The sequence below is a fragment of the Desulfatibacillum aliphaticivorans DSM 15576 genome (genome assembly GCF_000429905.1).
In the GTDB taxonomy this organism is placed as follows: Bacteria; Desulfobacterota; Desulfobacteria; order Desulfobacterales; family Desulfatibacillaceae; genus Desulfatibacillum; species Desulfatibacillum aliphaticivorans.
The window spans coordinates 31,722-51,408 of the sequence record NZ_AUCT01000024.1 but is presented as its reverse complement, the minus strand read 5'-3'; the positions used below and the strand labels follow the sequence as shown (position 1 = coordinate 51,408).

Sequence of the window (19,687 nt, the reverse complement as noted above, 5' to 3'; positions counted from 1 at the left end):
ACTGGCCGATTCAGCAAGTTGGTTTCAAAAAATCGAAAAAATCAAACCTCCAGCCATTCCTTCCGGATGGAGTCGTCTTTTTCAAAACTGTCCGGGGTTCCTTCAAACACGACCTTTCCGTGACCCATGACATACATCCTGTGCGAGATGGCCAGGGCGATGGTCAGCTTTTGCTCCACCAGCAGCACGGAGATGCCGGACTTGGCGATGTTGGCGATGAGTTCGCCCATGAGCGCCACCATTTGAGGCGCCAGGCCTTCCGTGGGCTCGTCGATCATGATGAAGTCGGGATCGCCCATGAGGGACCGGCAGATGGTGAGCATCTGCTGCTCTCCGCCCGAAAGGTGTACGCCTAACACGTTGCATCGTTCCTGAAGCCTGGGGAAGTTTTTGTACACGTCGTCCAGAGTCCAGCGGCCCGGCTTTTTCATGTTTTTTTGACCAAGCTCCAGGTTTTGCTGCACGGTCAGGGTGGGGAAGATGGAGCGGTCTTCCGGGACGTAGCCAATGCCTTTTCTGGCGACAATATGGGGCTTTTCCTTGCCGACTTCCTCTCCTTTAAAGAGAATGGAGCCCCTGTGCTTGACCAGGCCCATGATGGCCTTGCATGTGGTGGATCTGCCCACCCCGTTGCGGCCGAGAAGGCTGACGATCTCGCCCTCCCCTACGGTAAATTCCACTCCGCGCAAAATATGGCTTTGCCCGTAATAGGCATGAAGGTTACTTACGCTGAACATTCCACGGCCTCCTTTCCCAGATAGGCTTCCTGAACCTTGGGGTCGCACCGCACTTCGTCGGGAGTTCCCGTGGCGATAATTTTTCCGTAAACCAGTACGGAAATCCTGTCTGCAAGGTCGAAAACCACGCCCATGTCGTGCTCCACGATCAACAGGGTCTTGCCTTCCGTGACGGACTTGATGAGAGCGACCGCCTGGGTGGTTTCCTGATTGCTCATGCCGGCCGTGGGCTCGTCGAGCATGATGATGTCCGCGCCGCAGGCAATGGTGATTCCGATTTCCAAGGCCCGCTGGTCGGCGTACGACAACACTGCAGCCTTTTCATTGGCCATGGAGGATAGTTTGATTCTCTCCAGAATTTCGTGGGCCTGGCCATTGACTTTTTTCAGCCGGTCGCACAGGTGCCAGATGGAGTATTTGTATCCCTTGGTCCAGAGCAAAGCGCAACGGACGTTCTGGAATACGGTCATATTGGGAAAAATATTGGTAATCTGGAAACTCCGGGCCAAACCCAGGCGATTGATTTTGTGGGGCGCCATGTTGGTTATGTTGCGCCCTTTCAAAGCAATCTTGCCGGAACTGACTTCGTAAAGCCCGCTAATGAGGTGGAACATGGTGGATTTGCCGGCGCCGTTCGGGCCGATGATCGCGTGACGTTCCCCCTGCAAAACCTCCAGGTCCAGCCCGGTGATGATTTGCGAGTCTCCAAAATTTTTCTTAACGTTATCCAATTTAAGGGCGGCTGTAGCCATCACACTCCCTCCTGTTTGATCTCTGCCAAGACGGTTTTCCAGGCTTGGTTCACTCTTCTGGCTGCCAGTTTGAAGAGGTAGCCTCCTACGCCCAAAAGCAGAATTCCCAACGCCCAGGGCATGAAAGCCTGGGCCTTGAAGCTGACGCCCATGATGCTCAGCGGCGACTCGGGATCAATGCTGAGGGAGATGTGGAACATGATTTCCACCAGGACGATCACTCCGGCGAACATAACCAGGCCGGGGATGAGGGCGACCAGATAGGAGGGAAGGATTTTCGTCATGCGTTTGGCCCGCCAGATGGGCTGGTGCCTCATGATCAGACCGGCCAGTCCGTCAGGCGCCCACATGACCATTAGAATAAACATAAGCCCGAAGTACAGCATCCAGGCGTGGGTGATATTGGAAACCACCAACTGCAGGAAGGTGATGAATATGGCGCCGAGGATGGGACCGAAAAAGTAGGTGATGCCGCCGATAACCGTCATCATGAGGATGTCGGTGGAAGGCAGCATGCCCAGATTCTCCGCAGTGACCATTTCATAGTTAATGGCGAACAGGCCGCCGGCGATTCCTGCGAAAAAGGCCGCCAGGGTGAACTGAAAGGTCCTGACCTTATGAGGATCGTATCCGATGAACTGGGCGCGTTGGTGATTGTCGCGCACCGCGTTGGCCATTTGCCCCAGGGGAGTTTTGGTCAGCAGATACATGGCCGCCACGCTCAAAAACATCCAGATGAGGATCAGGTAGTACACCTCAATGGCTTGGCCGTACTTAAAAGGCAGCATCGTGATTTCCGTCCACCTGTCGCCGGCGATGCCTTCCTCGCCGCCGAAAAAGCTGGGCAGCAGCAAGGAGCTTGCCAAAAGCAGTTCCCCGATGCCCATGGTGATGAGGGCGAAGGGAATGGCCGCTCTGCGGGTGGAAATAAAGCCCAGTATAAAGCCCAGAATCGCCGAGAATATTCCGCCCGCCAGAGGCAGCAGTTCGGTGTATATCCTAAGCTCTCCGTCATTGACCATGCACAGGACGTGGATGGCGCCAAAGCCCCCCATGCCGTAAAACACGGCGTGGCCGAAGGACAGCAGGCCGCCTTGTCCGAGGAGCATATTAAAGGATAATGCAAAAACTATTGCTATGCCCATTTGGTTGAACATGGACATGGCGAACCGTGAATCAAAAATTTTAGGAAGAGCCAACGAGATCAGGATGAAGCCAAGCCAGATTCCGGCCCATTTGGCGATCACAGCCCCGGAAAAACCGGATTGAACCGCCTGGCCGCCCTTAATTTCAGCGCTGTCCATAGTGGTATTCTCAATCATTCTTCACGCACCCCCATAAGACCTTTGGGCCTGAATATCAGCATAAAAATCATGAACAGGAAGGGGATCATGGCCCGGGTGTTTGCGATTTCAATGCGCACAATATCTCCCCAGAAGCCTTCGCTGGCTGCCTGGATCCCAAAATGGCCCAGGAAGTCGGCCAACGAGTAGTTCATGCCTACGGCAAAGGTCTGGAGTCCGGCCAAAAGCAGAGACGAAATGAAAGCTCCCGTCAGGCTGCCCATGCCGCCCACCACAATCACCACAAAGACAATGGGGCCCAGCGCCATGGCCATGCCCGGCTCAGTGACCAGGAAGTTGCCGCCGATGACTCCGGCAAGCCCGGCCAAGGCGGCGCCTGCGCCAAATACGTACATGAAAACCGCCGGAACGTTATGGCCCAATACGCTGACCATTTCGGGATGCGTCAGGGATGCTTGAATGACAAGACCTATTCTGGTGCGATTTATAACAAGATACATGCCTATAAACATGGCGATGGAAATCAACAGCATAAAACCTTTGTACGCCGAGAAATCCGCGCCGAACAGGGTGAATAACGGAAAGTCCAGAAAGCCTGGAATCTGGTAATCCACTGGGTTGCGGCCCCAGATGAGGATGACCACCTCGTTGAACAGGAAGAAAAGCCCAAATGTGAACAAAAGCTCCGCCACATGACCGTGGGCGTGCACTTTGCGCAAGCCGTAACGCTCCACAATCATGCCCAGAATTCCTACCCCCAACGGAGCCAGGAACAAGGCGGGAATAAACCCAATATATAAGCTGACCTGATAGGCGAAGTAAGCCCCTATCATGTAAAAGCTGGCGTGAGCAAAGTTAAGAACATTCATTAAACCAAAAATGAGGGTGAGGCCGCTGGAAAGCATAAACAGCAACAAGCCGTATATGAGCGTGTTTAGGAGTGAAAAAATTATAAATTCGGACATGGTGCTCCCCCGGGAATAAAGAAATCGTTTCCCGCCCGGCCCCTTGATGGAGGCCGGGCGGGATAGGGCTCTATCTAATTCTTGGCTCTATGATTAGGGCCGTTTCATGTCGCAAGGAGAGTCGATGGCGGTATCCACGGCGTCCACCTTGTACACGGTTTCCCAACCCATGCCGGTGTTTTCCATGTCATACTTGGCAAAGCCGTCGCCCTGCTTAACCAGCCTGGACATGAACATGGGCTGCAGGAGCTGATGATCCTGGGCGCGCATGATGGTCTTGCCGTAGTAGCCGTCGATTTCCATGCCTTCCAAAGCGTAGGCTACGTCTTTGGGCTTGGCGTTTCCGGCTTTATCCATGGCCATGGCAAGCATGTCCATGGTGACTTTGCTCTTCAGGTAGAAGATGTCTTCGCCGTATTTTTCCTTGAAAGCGAGGATGCGATCTTCGTCTTCCTTGTTCTTGTACTGGATGCACAGGGCGTTGTTGAATTCCGTAACCTGGTAAACCTTGCCGATGCCGGCTTCGCCGATGGCCGTGGGGCCGCCAAGGCCGCCTGCATAAAAGGTGTAGTATTCCAGGTCCAGGCCTGCGCTGGTGCCGGCCTTGATGAGCAGGGTCATGTCATTGCCCCAGTTGCCGGTGATGAGGCCCTGGGCGCCCGAGGACCGGATTTTGGTGATGTAAGGGGAGAAATCCTTGATTTTTCCGATGGGATGGAAGTCGTCGCCCACGATTTCAATGTCCGGGCGCATTTTGGCCAGGTATTCCTTGGCGGCGGCGCTGACGGAGTGACCGAACACGTAGTCCTGGTTGATCAGGTAAATTTTCTTGATGTCAGGCCTGGAGGTCAGGTAGTCGGCGATGACCTTGATTTTCATGGTCACATGCGCGTCAGTACGGAAATGCCAGAAGTCGCATTTTTCTTCGGTGAAGGCCGGGGTGACGGCGGCGTGGTTGATCAGAAGCACCTGCTGGTCGGGATAGCGCTTGTTGTGTTTTGCAATGGCTTCCATGAGAGCGCCCGTGACTGCGGAGCCGTTGCCCTGGATCACGTACTGGATGCCCTGGTCAATGGCGCGCTGAAGCTGAATGAGGCTTTCCTTGGGGCTCACCTTGCTGTCAAACGGGACCATTTCGAGTTGTTTGCCGCCCAGAACGCCGCCATTGGCGTTGATTCTGTCAGCAGCAAAGATGAAGTGCTTGAGACCCATGTCGCCCACGTTGGCGAAGGGGCCTGTCAGGGGATCGATAAAGGCGATCTTGATGGTGTCCGCGGCCATGGCCGGAGCGGACAAAAATAAAACGGCGAGAATCAAAGCGATGGTTTTCATCATGGTCCTGGTTTTCATGGTGCCTCCTCTGTGAAGATATGTAGGTTGGACACCGTCCGCCGGAACGCCCGGCGGACGGCTTTATTCTCCCGGAGCAGGGGGGTGTAATAGGAATTTACACGATTACCCCTGCTGAGCCCGAATTTCTTTCTTGTCAATTTTTCCCACGCTGGTTTTGGGGATTTCGTCTACAAACAGAATGCTTTCAGGGATGCCGTATTTGGGTATTGCGCCGTTTTCCACCCAGGCGCCCATGAAAGTCTGCACTTCTTCTTTGCTAAGCTCCTGGCCTTCCTTGGGAACGATAAGGGCCATGGGGCGCTCGCCCCATTTGTCGTCTTTCACGCCTACAACCGCAACTTCGCTGACGCCCTTGTGCTGGCTGATGATGCTTTCCAACTCCAGGGAGGAGAGCCATTCGCCGCCGGTTTTGATCACGTCTTTTATACGGTCGGTAATTTGTAAGTAACCGAGTTCATCGATAATACCAACATCACCTGTGTGAAGCCAACCTTTTTCCCAAAGTTCTTCGCTTTTTTCCGGATTATTCAGGTAGCCCTGGGTCAGCCAGGGGGCTCTCACGACCACCTCGCCGGCGGTTTTGCCGTCGTGGGGCAGAGGATTGCCGGCCGGGTCCACAACGCGAAGCTGCACTCCCGGGCAGGGCAGACCGGTCTTGGTCCGGTACACCACCTGTTCTTCCAGGGGCAGATCCAGCATGTTGGGCTTGAGCAGCGCCTGGGTCAGAAGCGGGCAGGTTTCGGACATGCCGTAGGCCGAATAAATATTGATGCCCAGCTTCAGGCCTTCGATGCACATGCCCTTGGGCAGTGCGGCGCCGCCGATGATCATTTTCCAGCCGCTGAAGTCCGTGTCCTTGGCGGAGGGGGAGTTGAGCAGCATGTGCAGGATGGTGGGCACGCAATGGGAGAAGGAAACCTTGTAATCCCGGTACAGCTTGAGGATCAGCTCGGGTTCGTACCTTCCGGGATAAATCTGCTTGGCGCCCATTACGGTCATGGAGTAGGGCATGCCCCAGGCATGAACGTGGAACATGGGCGTCAGGGGCATGTACACGTCCCCGGCGTCGATCTTCAACTGAGCCCGGAACGAGTTGGCCGCGCTCATAAGGCCGAAGGTGTGCAGCACCAACTGGCGGTGGCTGAAATACACTCCCTTGGGCAGGCCCGTGGTTCCCGTGGTGTAGAACATGGTAGCCATGGCGTTTTCGTCAAAATCCGGCCATTCGTATTCCTCGCCGGCCGCTTCCACCAGATCTTCGTACTCTCCTGCGAATTCCAGGCTGGTGGCCGGGGCGTCTTCATAATCGGCGATGAGCACAAACTTTTTCACCGTGGTAAGCTGATCCTTGACGGCTTCCAGCAAGGGCGCGAAGTCCTTGTGAACCAGGATGATATCGTCTTCTGCATGGTTGACCGTGTAAACCAACTGCTCGGGAGACAGGCGGATGTTGATGGTGTGAAGCACGGCGCCCATCATGGGCACGGCGAAAAAGCATTCCAGGTAACGGTGGCTGTCCCAGTCCATGACCGCGACGGTGCTGCCCTGGGTGATCCCCAATCCTTCCAGGGCGTTGGCCAGTTTCCTGGTCCTTTTCTCCATGTCTTTGTAAGTGTAGGTCATCTTGTCGCGATAAACGATTTCCTGATCCGGCTCATAAATCGTGGCAAGAAGCTGTTTGATTAAAAGAGGATAACCGTAGGCCGAAGGGCTTTTTTGAATCATTCTGACTGACATAAAATATAATCCTTCCCTTGGATTCCCCCCGCATCTAATACGGGCAGTAAAAAATAATGTTGGTTGAAACCCGGCAGACCATGCGGCCGCGGCGGAATCCTCCTAAACGGATTTCTTCGCGGTCTGCACCCCACTGGCTGCCTGTTAATTGATGGCTCCGCCGCCTGTAGGCCGTTCAGCGCCCCCAAAGTCTGCACTGAACGGTTAGATGCGGCGCTTCCCCCGTAACCCCCCCGGGTTGCAAGGCTCTTCAATCCCCCGGAATGCTATCCGGCTTGTTCCTTCTTTTCCCCCGCCGGAATTTTTTTATTGCGCAACCGCGCCTTGGTCCGGCGCCAATTGCTCCAGTGGGCGTCCTCATCAACCTCCGGATTCAGGATGCCCTCCATGACCGCGTCCACTATGGGATCCACGGTTTCCATCAGGTTGGTGCTCTTGCCCGACATGAGCCAGTTCACCGTCACCTGGTCGATCGCCCCCATGATCAACGCCCGGACAATATATGCGTCAACGTTAGGACGAAATTCACCGCTTTCTATTCCTTCGTTTATTATTTCCGTCAAAAACCTAAACCAATTCCGAATCGCCTGGTATCCGGGGGTCTGCCTGAAATTGGCGTTGCCCTTCAAATATAAAAGCACAATGGTGGCGTAGTCGGGGTTCTCGTGAAACAATTCCGTGTATATATAAGCGTAGGCTCTCAATTTGTTGGCCGCGCCTTGGATCAACTTAAGATGGTATACGCCGATTCTCTGGCGCCGCTGGGTGAAATGCTCGGGTATATGAAACAGAAGATTTTCTTTATTGGAAAAATGCTCGTATATGGTGCCTTCCGAAACTTTGGCTTCCTGAGCTATTTCAGACACGGTGGCTGCATGCACTCCCTTTTCGGCGAAAATCCGCCGAGCCGTGTCTATTATTCTTTCTTTGCGAAGTTCTGCCTTGGTGGGGCCGCTCATGGTGTAGTCCTTTCTCCCGTGGGAATAGGATTGAAGCGAGGGTCCGAGGCGGGAGGGGAGCTAACCCGCGCCCGGAACGTCTTTGCGTTATTCCGGACGCGGGCCAAAAGCCCAACGCCGTAACTGGGTGAGCATGTCTTTATAGAGGTCCGCCGGTTGCGGCAAACCCGCCTGGGGGGGGTTCCTGGGGGGAACGAGGGCGCATCTCCGAAAACCTTGGCGGTCTGGCTTTCGGGCAATGCATCCAAGCATGCGGCCTGGTTAGGGCGCGGGCTATTGTTACAAGACTTCACAGTAAACCAATCGTAAAAAGCTAATGATATCGGGCCCCGGACGGCGGACCCACGGTCGAAATGCTGTGACGCTTCATTTTCGTCTCCAAAAATGAAGTCATTCAGTGTTGATCATCGTTAGACGATTGCCCCGCTTCGTGTCAAGGGGAAAATTGCACTACGCTTAAAAAAACAGACCCATAATTGAATTGAGTCTTTTGAAATATGCGGCAAAATGGGGCGGCTCTTGGCAGAAAACGCCCCTCAACCTAAAATACAATATCTTTTCAAACGGTTAGTCAGTTAAAAATACCTGTCCGACGGGGCAATGGCTGCCTATGCTTCAAGCCCTAAAATGGCCGGTCCGCCCCGAATTGGAGCTATTAAGGCCGATTTTGTGTTTTGAAGGCATCCATGGACTATGCGTTTTCAAGAAGGCCGGTGAGGGTTTTGAAGGGAAAAATTCGTCCAATTGCTGAAGCAGCGCCGCCCGATAAATAGGGTTATCGATTAAGGCGCCTTCTGTAAAAAAGATTTTGCCGGGTTCGAAGTCCACCGGCGAATTTACCCATGCGAAGCGCAAAGCCGGACTTCTTAACCCGGCCTATGATCGCCTTAATAAAATGACAGGTTGGGTAGAGCCTCGCGAAACCCAACAACATAAAGATATTAGGTCCGGAATCGCTTTCCGGAAGGAGAACGAAAAAAAAAGGGGGAAGCCGTGAAGGCTTCCCCCTTGTAGGGTTTAATGGTTAAAAGCGTTTATGCGGCGTTTTTACGCGTCCTGACGGCCAGGGCGGCCAGAAGGGCGGCCATGGCAAGCATCAGTCCGGCAAAGCCGTTGCTGGTGGAAACGGTGTCCACAAAGCAGTCGCTTTCGTCGTCATCGGCCACGGGTTTATCATCTCCGCCGGCTTGTGCGGCCGCGGGAGCGATAACCGTCAGGTGGGGCAGTTCCAGGTACAGGACGCCCTTATCGGAGACGGAGAAGTCCAGGCTTTCGTAATGGAAGCCGGCGGTTCCGTCGCCGCGTTCGCTGACCTTGATGCCCAGTTTCTTTTCAGCGTCGGACATTTTCTTCAGCGAGGCGTATACCTTGGAGTCCTTGTTCAGAAGCACCGGCAGGATGATATCCGGAGCGCCTTCAACCCTTTCCCGTTTGGTTCCGTTAAGCAGGATCGGGTTGTACCTGACAGGCGTGGTTCCGTCGGAAGCCAGCACCAGCTTGATGCTTGCGCCTGCACCGTAAGCGTCGCCGCCAAAGGTGTAGAACTTGGCCACGGCGCGCAACATGGTGTTGGGCGTCAAGACGGCTGCGTTCGCTTTGTCTTCTTCGTAGTAGTCGCTTCCTGCGTTGGCCTTGGTGTCGCCGTACAGCAGGTTGTCGTTGCCGGCGCCCACGACGTCGAAGTCATCCACGTACAGCAAGTTCAGCGGAAGGGCCGGAATGGTTATGGGAACCTCGTGCAGGACCCCGTCGGCGTCCGGCAGGTTCACCAGGAAGGTGGCGCCCACGCCCGGCAGGAAGTCCGCCGTGCCTTCCGTCACGTACAGAGCCTTGCCGTTGTTCAAGGTTTCCAGTTCCGCCTGATCTTCGTCCAGGTCGTCTTCCCTGTTGTCGTCGTTTGCGTACACCGTGTAGGTGACCGTGTAGGTGTAAGGCACGACTTCGGCTTTGGACGTGTCGTCTTCAAAGTAGAAGTCGAGCGTGTACACGGCGTCGCCGTTAGCTTGCATGACCGGGGAGACGGTCACGTTGGGATCGCTCGGAGTCCATTCGTAGGTGAAGGGATTGAAAACCGAGCCGGTTCCGCCCATGAGGGCTGTAATGTCCGTCCCGTCCAGTTCAGCGTAGAAAGCCGTCCAGCCGCCGCCTGCGGGAATCACAAAGACCTTCACGCCGCCCTGGGTGACCTGATGGTAGACTTCCACCTTGGGAACGTCATTTACCAGGGTCATGGTGATGGCGGCGTCAGCCGTGAGGGAAATCACGTCGCTGCCGGACAGGTCCGTCCAGACCTGAGGCACGTACCCGCCGCCGGAAACGCCGAAGGTGTACAGGCCGGCGGTCAGTCCGGTCAGGAGCAGGTCGTCGTCGATCGAACCTTTAGAGGGCCCGGGATGTGTACCTTCACGAACCACGGCGCCGGTGTCCGCATTGGTCAGGGTGTAATCAATGCCGTTGCCTGCGTAATCGCCGTTGAAGGTCACGTCCAGGCTGTAAGTGCCGGTGATCGGGGTGACTTCGGGGATCACCAGGTTCAGGACCGTGTCGCCGTCAATCTGCACCCGCTGTCTCACGTCAAAAGGCACGTAGTTGGCGCCGTCGCCTTCCAGGGATACGATGTACACGCCGTTAGGCACATTATCGATCTGGTAGGTTCCGGTGATTACATTATTGTCGTCGTCAATCCACTGGCCGGTGGCGTAGTCGAACAGGTCCACTTCCACGTCAGCCAGGTCGACCAGGGGCTGATTGTTGGTGATGGCGCCGGAAAGGCTTCCAAAGCCGATCACGTCAACCCGCAGGCTGTCGGTAAAGGCTCCGTCCTGAGCGCTTACGGCCACAAGGCAGACGCCTTCGTTCAGCGCATCCACCTGGAAGAAGCTCTGGGTGGCGGTAACCACTTCCTCAAGGACCAGGTCGTTTGCGGTTACAGGGTTCTGGATGTAGGAAACGCTCAGATCTTCGTCGTCCGCCAGGCCCTGAGCCCACAGATACGGCGAATCTCCTTCGTAAGCGACTGCCGGCACGGCTTCCAGATTATCCGTGGTGATGCCGACTTTAAGGGTATTGACTTCGGCCATGACCAGCTTGATGGGCACGAAGATGGTGAATGTGTCGGTGTAGCCGGAGCCGTCCATCACAACGATGGTATAGGTTCCCGCAAAGGCGCCGGTTTTCGGCGGAGTGAAGGAGAAGGACGTTCCGGTTCTGACGAAGGTAGTAATCCCGTCAGGATAGGTGACCGTCCAGGTGTAGGTGGTTCCGTCGCCGCCCGTCACAGTGTAAAGCCCGGTGGATGTTCCGGCTTCCACGGTGGGCGTTTCGGCGGGTTTGTTGGTTACGGAAACAGGATCGTAAATTTCCGTCGTAACAGGCTGGCTGGTGACGGAGGTTGCGCCGTCCGTACCGGTCACCTTGACGGTTCCCTTAGCCAGGGCGGTCACGGTGAAGGTGTCGCCGGTTCCGGTGGAAGCGGAAACCAGGTCAGCGCCTTGGGTTACGTTCCAGGTGACCGCGCCGGTGGCGCCCAAAGCTGCGTAAGTCAGGCTGTCGCCGACTACGGCGTCTAAAGGCCCGCCGACGGTGAATTCCACGGTCTGCACGGTGACCGTGGCCGAGAAGACCATGCCGCCGTCAACCGGATCCTGCACCAGCAGGGTCTGGGTGCCGGTGAGGCCCACCGTGGCGGAAAGGGTCGTAACAGCGCCGATGGTTTGAGAAACCACCGTGGGACCTGCGGGATCCAGGTTCCAGGTGTAGGTTCCCCAGGCTTCGGTTCCGCCGGTTACGGTGACGTCCACGTTATTGCTGCCGTCGACGTTCGGCACGTAAATGGTTCCGCCGGTTACGTCCTGGCCGTTCACGGACAGGGCCAACTGGTCAGCGGAGAATACGTCGTGAGAGTCGGTCGTGATGTTGCCGGCGTTGTCGGTCGCACGCACGTCCAGAGTGTTGGCGCCGGCGGCCAGGGTGGCTGCGTAGCTCCAGGAATAGCTGGGAATTTTGGAAGTGCTCTGCACCGTGGCGGCGTTCCAGGTGGATCCGCCGTCCAGGCTCACTTCCACGCTGGCGACGCCGGAATCAGCATCGTCCGTGTAGCCCTGCAAGGTGAAAGCGGTTCCCACGCAGTTGGTGACCGTGGTTGCGATAGTCAGCAAAGGATCAACCGCGTCCACGCTGAAAGCCTGGGTGGCTGTAATGATGTTGCCTGCCAAGTCGCCAAGGGCCGTGACGAATGCATTGTAATCGTCCGTGCAGCCAGCGCCCAATGTGGCGGTTCCCTGCCAGACCGTGCTCGCAGGCAGCCAGCCGCCTGTGAACGAGGTGTCACAGAGCCCGCCGGGGGGCGTCGTTTCCAGGCCCACGTTCAAGGGGGAGCTCAGGTCCACTCCGTAATTGTCCGCAAAAGTGATGGTGGCCGTGATGGGGCCGGCCTTGGCCCACAGGGTTCCATCCACGTCATTGACCGGGCTCAACGCGAAGGACGCCGTGGGAGGCGTGATGTCGTAATACACGGTGTACTGGCTGCTCTCCGTGTCGGACTGGTTGCCTGCTTCGTCAAGAGCGTACACATCTATGGTGTAGGCGCCTTCCTGGATGAACGTGGCGTCGTAGGTCCAGTTCACCGAAGCCTTGCGGGCGGGCACTGTGGCGTCTACATAGGCGCCGCCGTTCAGGCTGACCTTGACGTACTCAATGGCCGAGCCGTTGCCCGAATCCGCCGTACCCTTAAACTGGTAGGTGTTGGTGTTCTGATACACATCGGCCGCCGGAGCCGTGATGGCTACGGAAGGCGCTGCAGTGTCAATCACAATATCCTTGTTGCCGCTCAAAGAGCCCGCGCCGCCGACGGTGGGCAGGGTGAGAGCCGCATCAATAGCGGCGGCGTTTGCGCCGACGATGGTTCCGCCGTTCAGAGCCAAAGCGTCCGTGCCTGTATAAGCCAGGTCGGAAGTGGCGTCGCCCGCTGCCACCGTGTAATTAAAGGTAAGGGTGGTTGTGCCGGTTCCGCTGGTGTAATTGACCACGCCTGTATCCAGTGTGAGTTGAGGCGTGCCGGTTACGTCAACCGCTTGATCAAAGGTTACCTGAATCGGAATCAAGTCGCCAGCCTTGTAAGACCCGTCCGCAACGCTGGAGTCGACGTCGACTACCTTAGGGGCCTCGACGACAGTAAGAGTAGCTCCAGTTCCCACTTTGTCGTAACCTGCGTGTCCGGTGTACACAACAATGTTTATTGGCGTATCACCTGCGGCAGCATCTCCCTTAGGTTGAAAACCAAGATCCACCAAGTCGAAGGGAAGGGCTTGGTTTGGCCAGGAACCGCCAAACGGATCAGACCAAGCCAGCCGTATGAGTTTGGTCGTGGTGGCGTCGCCATCTGCATTAGCAGAGTCGTCTTCCAACTCAGGAAAGCCCAATTTGCCTGTTTCATAAAAATTGTCATATCCATTATAGTCAAGCAAATTTGCATTGAAATGGACAGTCGCAGCAAACGCGTTCAGAGTGTTGTCACTGTCACTAACATCATATTGAACTGTGAAAGTGATAGGGGCTCCTTGCGCTGCTACGGCTGTTGCGGGTAAAACTGTGCCGCTTTGTGATGCGCCCAAAGCAGCGCCAGTGGCCAGCATGGCGAAAGCGCAGATCATGAATAACGTGGTTATCAGCCTTAGCGGCCGTTTTGAGGTCTTCCAGTTCATTAACTACCTCCTTGTAATGGCAATTCTTTCGGTTTTAAGTTACCAGTTCAATATTTGGATTATGGCTTCAAGTTATCAAGGTGCTCTTCAATTTCAGCTGCGGTGCATCTAGTGCAGTCGCCAGCAACCGCTGAATTGATAAGTGTGGCGCCGGAAAAACCAAAGGCATGTCTAATCAGAATAATGCCGTCGGTTCCACCGTCAACTACACCATTTCCATCCACATCCAGGTAATCTGTCGATGCGTCAAGATACTCTTTGATTTCAGTGCCCGTGCAAAGGGTACAGTCCCCAGCAACCGCCGAGTTAACCAAAGCTGTTCCTGAATACCCGAAAGTATATCTGATTAAGAGGATGCCGTCGGTGCCGCCGTCATAAATGCCGTTACCATCCACATCCAGCGTAAAGGCCGGGCCGACGGTGTAGGTGATGGGCGCGGTATGGAACGTGTAGCCTGCGTTGGGCGTAGCGGTCAGGGTGACCACGCTGGTGTCGCCTTCGTTCAGCGTTCCGGCGGAGGTGAAGTTCACAACGGCCAGAGTCGCCGGCAGGGCGCCGCCGGTCCAGTCGCCTGCGCCGGTCCATGTGATGGTGTAGGTGGCGGAAGCGGGCGTGGTGACGTCCGTGGCGGTGACAACCGAACCGGAAGCGGCGATGAGGCTGTCGATGCTGTCTATGGTCAGTTCGGTGGAGTCGTAGTTGATCACCAGTTCCAGGCCGTCCAGATTAACTGCGCTGTCCGTGGTGTAGTATTCCAGGTTGACGGCAAAGGATTCTCCGGCCGGAGCGCGAGGCTCGGAAGGATCGCCGGTGACCACCTGATAGGGTCCGCGGTTATCCGTTGCCGGATCGTAGTTGTCCAGGGTCCAGGCTTGGTCCTGCACCTTGGGATTGGTATTGTTTTCGGAAGTCTGTTCGTACCTGTCCAGGTATCCGTCGTTGTCGTAGTCTGTTGCATCTGTAGCAGTGTCCAGATCGCCGAAATTGTCCATTTCCCATTGATCGTCAATGGAGTCGCCGTCCGTGGCCCACAGGCCGTCGTAGTCCTGAGCCGCGAAGGTGTTCAGGAGGACGGGGAATTCTTCCGGGCTGCCCGGCGTGTTGGCGCCAACCAGGACGGTTACGGCTTCGGGAGTCTGGGATGCATCGGAAGCGTCGCCGTAGCCCGCGTCCGGGTTGTAGAGTTCGGTGGGCTTCAGGGTGACCTGAAAGGGGCCCAAAACCGCATCGTTGCGTACAGTGAACTTGGCGGTGAAAAGCTCCGGGTCCGCGCCCTGGGCCGGATAGGTCCCTGTGCTGCTGATGCCGGCGCCCGCGAAGTACACCGTGCCCACGGTGCCGGAAACCACCGTGTTCTGGCGGTGGGTGTCCGTGGTTACGCTGTCCTTGGTGATGCTGAAGCTGAAAGACGTGACAATGGAACTGTCAACGGCCACACCGTCCGCATCCACCGCCGGGCCCGTGAGGACGTCGGCGGGATATTGCAGGCTGAAAGCGGCGCCTGCGATTTCCTCAGCGCCTGCGTCGTTGGAAGCCGAGATGGTCATGTACACGGTTTCGCCGGGCAAAAAGGCCGATTTCGGCGTGACGCCGTCCGAGGTGACGGCAAGGTCCAGGCTGTAAGCAGCCATGGCGGAGCCGAGGCCCAGGGCCATGCACACTGCCAGTGCGAGGGCTATAATCTTGACTGGTTTCATGTTTCCTCCCCAAAATTACTGTGGGCCGGCGGGGGCCGGCCGGGAACTGCAGAATAATATTAGAATTGTTGTATGCGTTTTTTGAACGGAATCAGGCCTTGGGCGGCCGGAACGGAGGGGCGACGGTCCGATTGGAAAAAATGACGGGCTTTTCGGAAAAAACGGCGGCGCCGCCGTCCACGCCCGGCTGAACGTCCGGGCCGGGCAAATAGAGCGCATCGGCGTTCTGGACGCCGTGGGAAACTTCCCGGCCCTGCCTGCCGAGCTCGTGGGTCAGGCCCGCCGCCTTGGACAGGGCTGTCAGGGCCTGGTTCAGGTCGCTTTTAAAATTGGTGGAGGCCTCGGCGGAGCGGGAAAGGCTGGCCACGGCCCGGATGGACTCCATGAGGTCGGTCCGGGAATCGTGCACAAACCCGTCCTTATAAAGGGACGGGCACGCCGCCGCCAGAATGACGAAGGAAAGCACTATGCTAAGAATATTGCGCAACATAAAACCTTAAGCACGCTCATGCAAAGACGGACGCAAATCTTGCGCTCGATGAAAATATTTACCTAACTCCACTATTGTTATGTATCAGTCAACAGGACTAGTGTCAAGAATTCTGCGGCTGTTTCCTGCTGAAATTTGGTTATAACCGGCCGTCCCAGAGCGCTTTTTTCAAGGGGACTTCAAACCAGAACTCAGACCCGGAGTTCAACTCGCTCTTCACCCCCAGCGAACCGCCCATGCCCGTGATGATCTGCCGGGTTAAAGTCAGGCCCAGGCCCGCCCCCATGTACGAGCGGGTGGCGGAGCCGTCCACCTGGGTGAAGGATTCGAAAATTTTCTCCAACATGTCCTTGGGAACGCCCACCCCGGTGTCGGCGACGGAAAAGCGGATAATGGCCGACTCTGCATGATCCGTGGACCGGACGTCCACCTGGATCATTCCCTGGGAGGTAAACTTGATGGCGTTGCTCACCAGATTGATGAGGGCGCGGCGGATTAAAAGCGGGTCTCCGTACAAGGCGGGGGGGATATTGTCCGAAAAGCTGAGCTGGAAATTCAGGCCCCGTTTTTGGGCCCGGGCTTCCAGGGCTTCCAAGGCTTCGCTAATGTGGTTGTGAAGGTTGAATTCCTCCGGGCTGATTTCCAGGTCCCCCTCCTGCATGCGCACGTAGTCCAGGATGGCCTGGATGATTTCCAGTTCGTTCATGGCGCTTTGATGCGCCAGTTGGGCCAGCTCCTGCTGCTCGGCGTTCATGGCGGTCTCCAACAAAAGCTCCAGCATTCCTTTCACCCCGTTCATGGGCGTTCGCAATTCGTGGCTGACGTTGGCCAGGAACTCGGCCTTGCACCGGTTCGCCTTTTCGGCGGCCTCCTTGGCCATGGCCAACTCCCGGGTGCGTTCCTCCACCAGCACTTCCAACTCGCACTGCTTCAACTCGGCCTGCCTGGCGTTGCTCCACTTTTGCGTGAGCGCGGCCGCCAGTTGTGCCACTTCCATGCTTTCAAAGGGCTTTTTTAAGATCAATAACTGATGGGAGTCTCCCAGGCGTTTACGGATGGCCTCCAGGGAGTAGTCCGAATAGGCCGTGCATATGACGACCTCCACTTTGGGGTCGATCTTCCAGATTTCCTGGATGGTTTCCAGGCCGTCAATGCCCGGGGGCATGCGCATGTCCACAAATGCCGCGGCGAAATAGGCGCCGTCCGTAACCGCCTGCCGGATTCTTTCCACCCCTTCCTCTCCCTGGAGGGCGTGTTCCAGGTCGTAGATCGGAGCGTTGGAAGCGGCTTTGGGCTGGGAGCCTAATATCATGGCTTTTCTGGCGTCCAGATCGGAGGTGTCGAGCGGCCTGGCCAGTATCTTTACGTAATCCCTGTGGATATCCGGGCTGTCGTCAATAATAAGGATCCGCTTGTTCAAGGCGGCGGTCGGGTCAGGCATCTTTCCTTCCTCCGTCATTGCTGGGTATTCTCATGGTGAACGAAGCTCCCTGGCCGGGTCCTTCGCTTTCGGCGAAAAGGCTGCCTCCCATTTCCTGGGCCGCCAGGGCGCAGGAATGCAGGCCGAAGCCGTGGCCTTTTTTCTTGGTGGTGAAGCCGTATCGGAATAAGCGGGACATGTTTTCCTTGGCGATCCCTTCTCCGTTGTCCGTCACCCGGACGGAGGTGAAGCCGGGGCTGTCGGAAAAGAGGCTTACGGTCAAAATGCGTTCCTCTTCTGCAGTGGAATTCAGTGCATGCCCGGCGTTGGAAACCAGATTCATCAAAATCTGGGTGAGTTTGCGCCTGTCCGCCGCAACGTCCGGGACCGGTTGATAGTCTCTCACCACCTGGATATTATTTCTTTTCAGGCCGGCCGCGTTGATGGTCAGGACCTCCTCCACCACGTCTTTCAGGGAAAGGGGCTCCACAAGGCCGGGAACCTTGCTCCATTCCTGCTGGGTTTTGACGATTTCGGAAATATGGGAGGTGTATCCTGAAAGCTCGTTGATCTCCTTGAGCAAGGCGTTTTGCTCCTCCGCAAGATGCAGGGAAAGATCATGTAAAAACGGAAGAATTTCCCGGCCCTGGCTGTCATGAAAGAGAAAGTGCGGCAAGGAATCCTCATGCTCCTTCACCAGGTTCATGACCTCCATTAAATCGTTAATGCGGGAATCCTTGACCTTGCGCTGCATCACTTCCGTGGAAATGTTCACGCTGTTAAGCACGTTGCCCACGTTGTGAAGCACGCCCGTGGCCACCTCGGCCATGCCGATCTGCCGGGCCGTCTCTATGAGCTTGGCATGGGTTTTTGCCAGCTCCGCCTCCGCCCGCTTCCGGTCCGAGATATCCCGCATGATGTGCACCGAAGCGGTGATGACGCCCTCGGCGTCCCGGATGGGGGAGGTGCTCACGTGCAGATGGGCGCCCAAATTGTCGTCGTACACTTCGGCGTCATGGTATTTGCCGTCCGTCAAGGACAGGACGTGGGGGCAAAAGTCCGGAGGCCCGCTGGTGCAGTGAACCACCTGAGCGCAGGAAGCCCCCGCCATTTTGCCGGGGGTGGTTCCAAAGGCGGCGGCCATGGCTTTGTTCACCCGGACTATCTTGTGGTTGCTGTCAATGATGGCGATGAGGTCCGGCACGGCGTCAAAGGTCCGCTCCCATTCCTTTTTGGCCCGAATGATGTTTTCTTCCGTTCTTTTTCTTTCGCTGATGTCCCTGGCTATGCCCACCACAAAGGTTTTGGAGTCGGCCTCCCCCGAAGACAATGAAATCTCCATGGGGAAAACCGCGCCGTCTCCCCGCATGGCGGGGAGCTCCAGGATTTTGCCCATGGCGGCGTCCGGTTTTCCCGTGGAAAAATAGGACCGGAGATACTGGGGATGGTTTTTCCGGAATTCCGGCGGCATGAGGGGCTCCAGGGACTGCCCCAGCATCTCTTCCCGGGTGCGCTGGAACATTTTTTCGCCCGCGTGGTTGAACAGCGTGATCCTGCCGGTCTGGTCAATGGCGATGATGGCGTCCCGGGTGGTGTTGATCAGCGTCTGGAGCAGATTCTCGCTTTTTCGGAGGGCCTCCTGAGCGGATTCCAACTCATTGATGTCAATGAGCCGCTTTTTGGATTCCTCCATGTTTTGAATCATCCGGTTCAGGGCCTCGCCCATGCGGACGATTTCCACGTCCCCCTTTTCCTCTATGGAGACGTTCAGGTTGCCTTTGCCGATTTCCATGGCGGCCTTTACAAGATTATCCAAGGGTTTGGAAATGGAGCCGGATACGGCGATTCCCTGGAAAACAGCGAAAATCAGAGCGCCAATGGCAATCGCCAGGATTAAAAACTTTGTTTTTGAGGCGATCTCCGCGGCGGACTGGGAGAAATCCCTGAGGTTGCGTTGTTCTATACGCGCCAGAGAGTCAAGGCTGGTTATCAATTCCTGCTTGGCAATGCGCAGCGAGTTTTCCTGATCCATCGCTACCTGAGGGATAAAATCCGGCCTGAAAGATCCCGACTCTTTCATCCGCTCCATGTGATACCCTTCGTTCATGGCCAAATAGCTTCTCATCGTCTGGTTAAAGGCGGCCGCCTTCTCTTGGACTACCCTCTCCTGGCCCTTCGCCTCCTCCCTGTTCGGGTCGTTTTGGACTATCCCGGAATATTCCTGCAAACCCGACTGGATTTCACCCAGGGCTTCCAGGGCTTTGATTCTGTTTGCTTCCCCTCCTCGAAGGGCGAAACGGAGCGCCTGAACGCAGGCCTCGTGAGACGAGCCGGTGATGCTTTCAAGCAAAAGCGTGTGGGGAATATTATCGCGTTCTATTCTGCGCACGGCTTCCCCCAGTTTGTCGACGGCGTCCAATCCGATCAGGCCCACAAAGCCTGTCAGCAGCACCACGGAGAAAAAGCCTATAAACAGCCGGTAAATCAGTTTCATTCATGTCCTCAATTTGTTGAGCCGGGCGGGATGCGGGAGGAAAAAGCCGCAGCCCGGTCCTGGAAATATCTGGAAAT

At 56.3% G+C, this 19,687-nt stretch carries 12 protein-coding genes; all 12 read right to left on the bottom strand.

The window, feature by feature from the left end; genetic code table 11:
• Positions 1-41: 41 nt before the first annotated feature.
• The gene (locus G491_RS0119730; RefSeq protein ID WP_028315798.1) at positions 42-737 is read right to left on the bottom strand and encodes an ABC transporter ATP-binding protein; all 696 of its coding nucleotides are present in this window, start codon (positions 735-737) and stop codon (positions 42-44) included.
• Positions 725-1,489: an ABC transporter ATP-binding protein gene (locus G491_RS0119725; protein WP_015948024.1), complete on the bottom strand. Its 765-nt coding sequence runs from the start codon at positions 1,487-1,489 to the stop codon at positions 725-727. Before G491_RS0119725 ends, G491_RS0119730 begins: the two co-directional genes overlap by 13 nt.
• Positions 1,489-2,811: a branched-chain amino acid ABC transporter permease gene (locus tag G491_RS0119720; protein WP_028315797.1), complete on the bottom strand. Its 1,323-nt coding sequence runs from the start codon at positions 2,809-2,811 to the stop codon at positions 1,489-1,491. The genes G491_RS0119725 and G491_RS0119720 overlap by 1 nt, the downstream gene beginning before the upstream one ends.
• Entirely contained in the window at positions 2,808-3,758 is a 951-nt protein-coding gene (locus G491_RS0119715; protein WP_015948026.1) for a branched-chain amino acid ABC transporter permease, read from the bottom strand. The genes G491_RS0119720 and G491_RS0119715 overlap by 4 nt, the downstream gene beginning before the upstream one ends.
• 93 nt (positions 3,759-3,851) lie before the next feature.
• The gene (locus tag G491_RS0119710) at positions 3,852-5,108 is read right to left on the bottom strand and encodes a branched-chain amino acid ABC transporter substrate-binding protein (RefSeq protein ID WP_028315796.1); all 1,257 of its coding nucleotides are present in this window, start codon (positions 5,106-5,108) and stop codon (positions 3,852-3,854) included.
• A 105-nt stretch (positions 5,109-5,213) separates the two neighbouring features.
• Positions 5,214-6,848, bottom strand: a complete 1,635-nt coding sequence (locus tag G491_RS0119705; RefSeq protein WP_028315795.1) for a fatty acid--CoA ligase — start codon at positions 6,846-6,848, stop codon at positions 5,214-5,216.
• A 266-nt stretch (positions 6,849-7,114) separates the two neighbouring features.
• Positions 7,115-7,807: a TetR/AcrR family transcriptional regulator gene (locus G491_RS0119700; protein WP_015948029.1), complete on the bottom strand. Its 693-nt coding sequence runs from the start codon at positions 7,805-7,807 to the stop codon at positions 7,115-7,117.
• A gap of 1,034 nt (positions 7,808-8,841) precedes the next feature.
• Entirely contained in the window at positions 8,842-13,509 is a 4,668-nt protein-coding gene (locus G491_RS34265) for a beta strand repeat-containing protein (protein WP_169829480.1), read from the bottom strand.
• Positions 13,510-13,568: 59 nt separating this feature from the next.
• On the bottom strand, positions 13,569-15,206 hold the full coding sequence (locus G491_RS0119685; RefSeq protein ID WP_157468408.1) for a hypothetical protein: 1,638 nt from the start codon (positions 15,204-15,206) through the stop codon (positions 13,569-13,571).
• Positions 15,207-15,297: 91 nt separating this feature from the next.
• Positions 15,298-15,696 carry a hypothetical protein gene (locus G491_RS0119680; RefSeq protein WP_028315791.1) on the bottom strand — a complete coding sequence of 133 codons (399 nt, stop codon included), beginning with the start codon at positions 15,694-15,696 and terminating at the stop codon, positions 15,298-15,300.
• 139 nt (positions 15,697-15,835) lie between these two features.
• Positions 15,836-17,137, bottom strand: coding sequence for an ATP-binding protein (locus tag G491_RS0119675; protein ID WP_015948033.1), 1,302 nt, complete (start codon positions 17,135-17,137; stop codon positions 15,836-15,838).
• Positions 17,130-19,610 (bottom strand): PAS domain S-box protein, encoded by a 2,481-nt coding sequence (locus G491_RS34260; protein ID WP_051327396.1) that lies wholly within the window; start codon positions 19,608-19,610, stop codon positions 17,130-17,132. Before G491_RS34260 ends, G491_RS0119675 begins: the two co-directional genes overlap by 8 nt.
• Positions 19,611-19,687 lie beyond the last annotated feature (77 nt).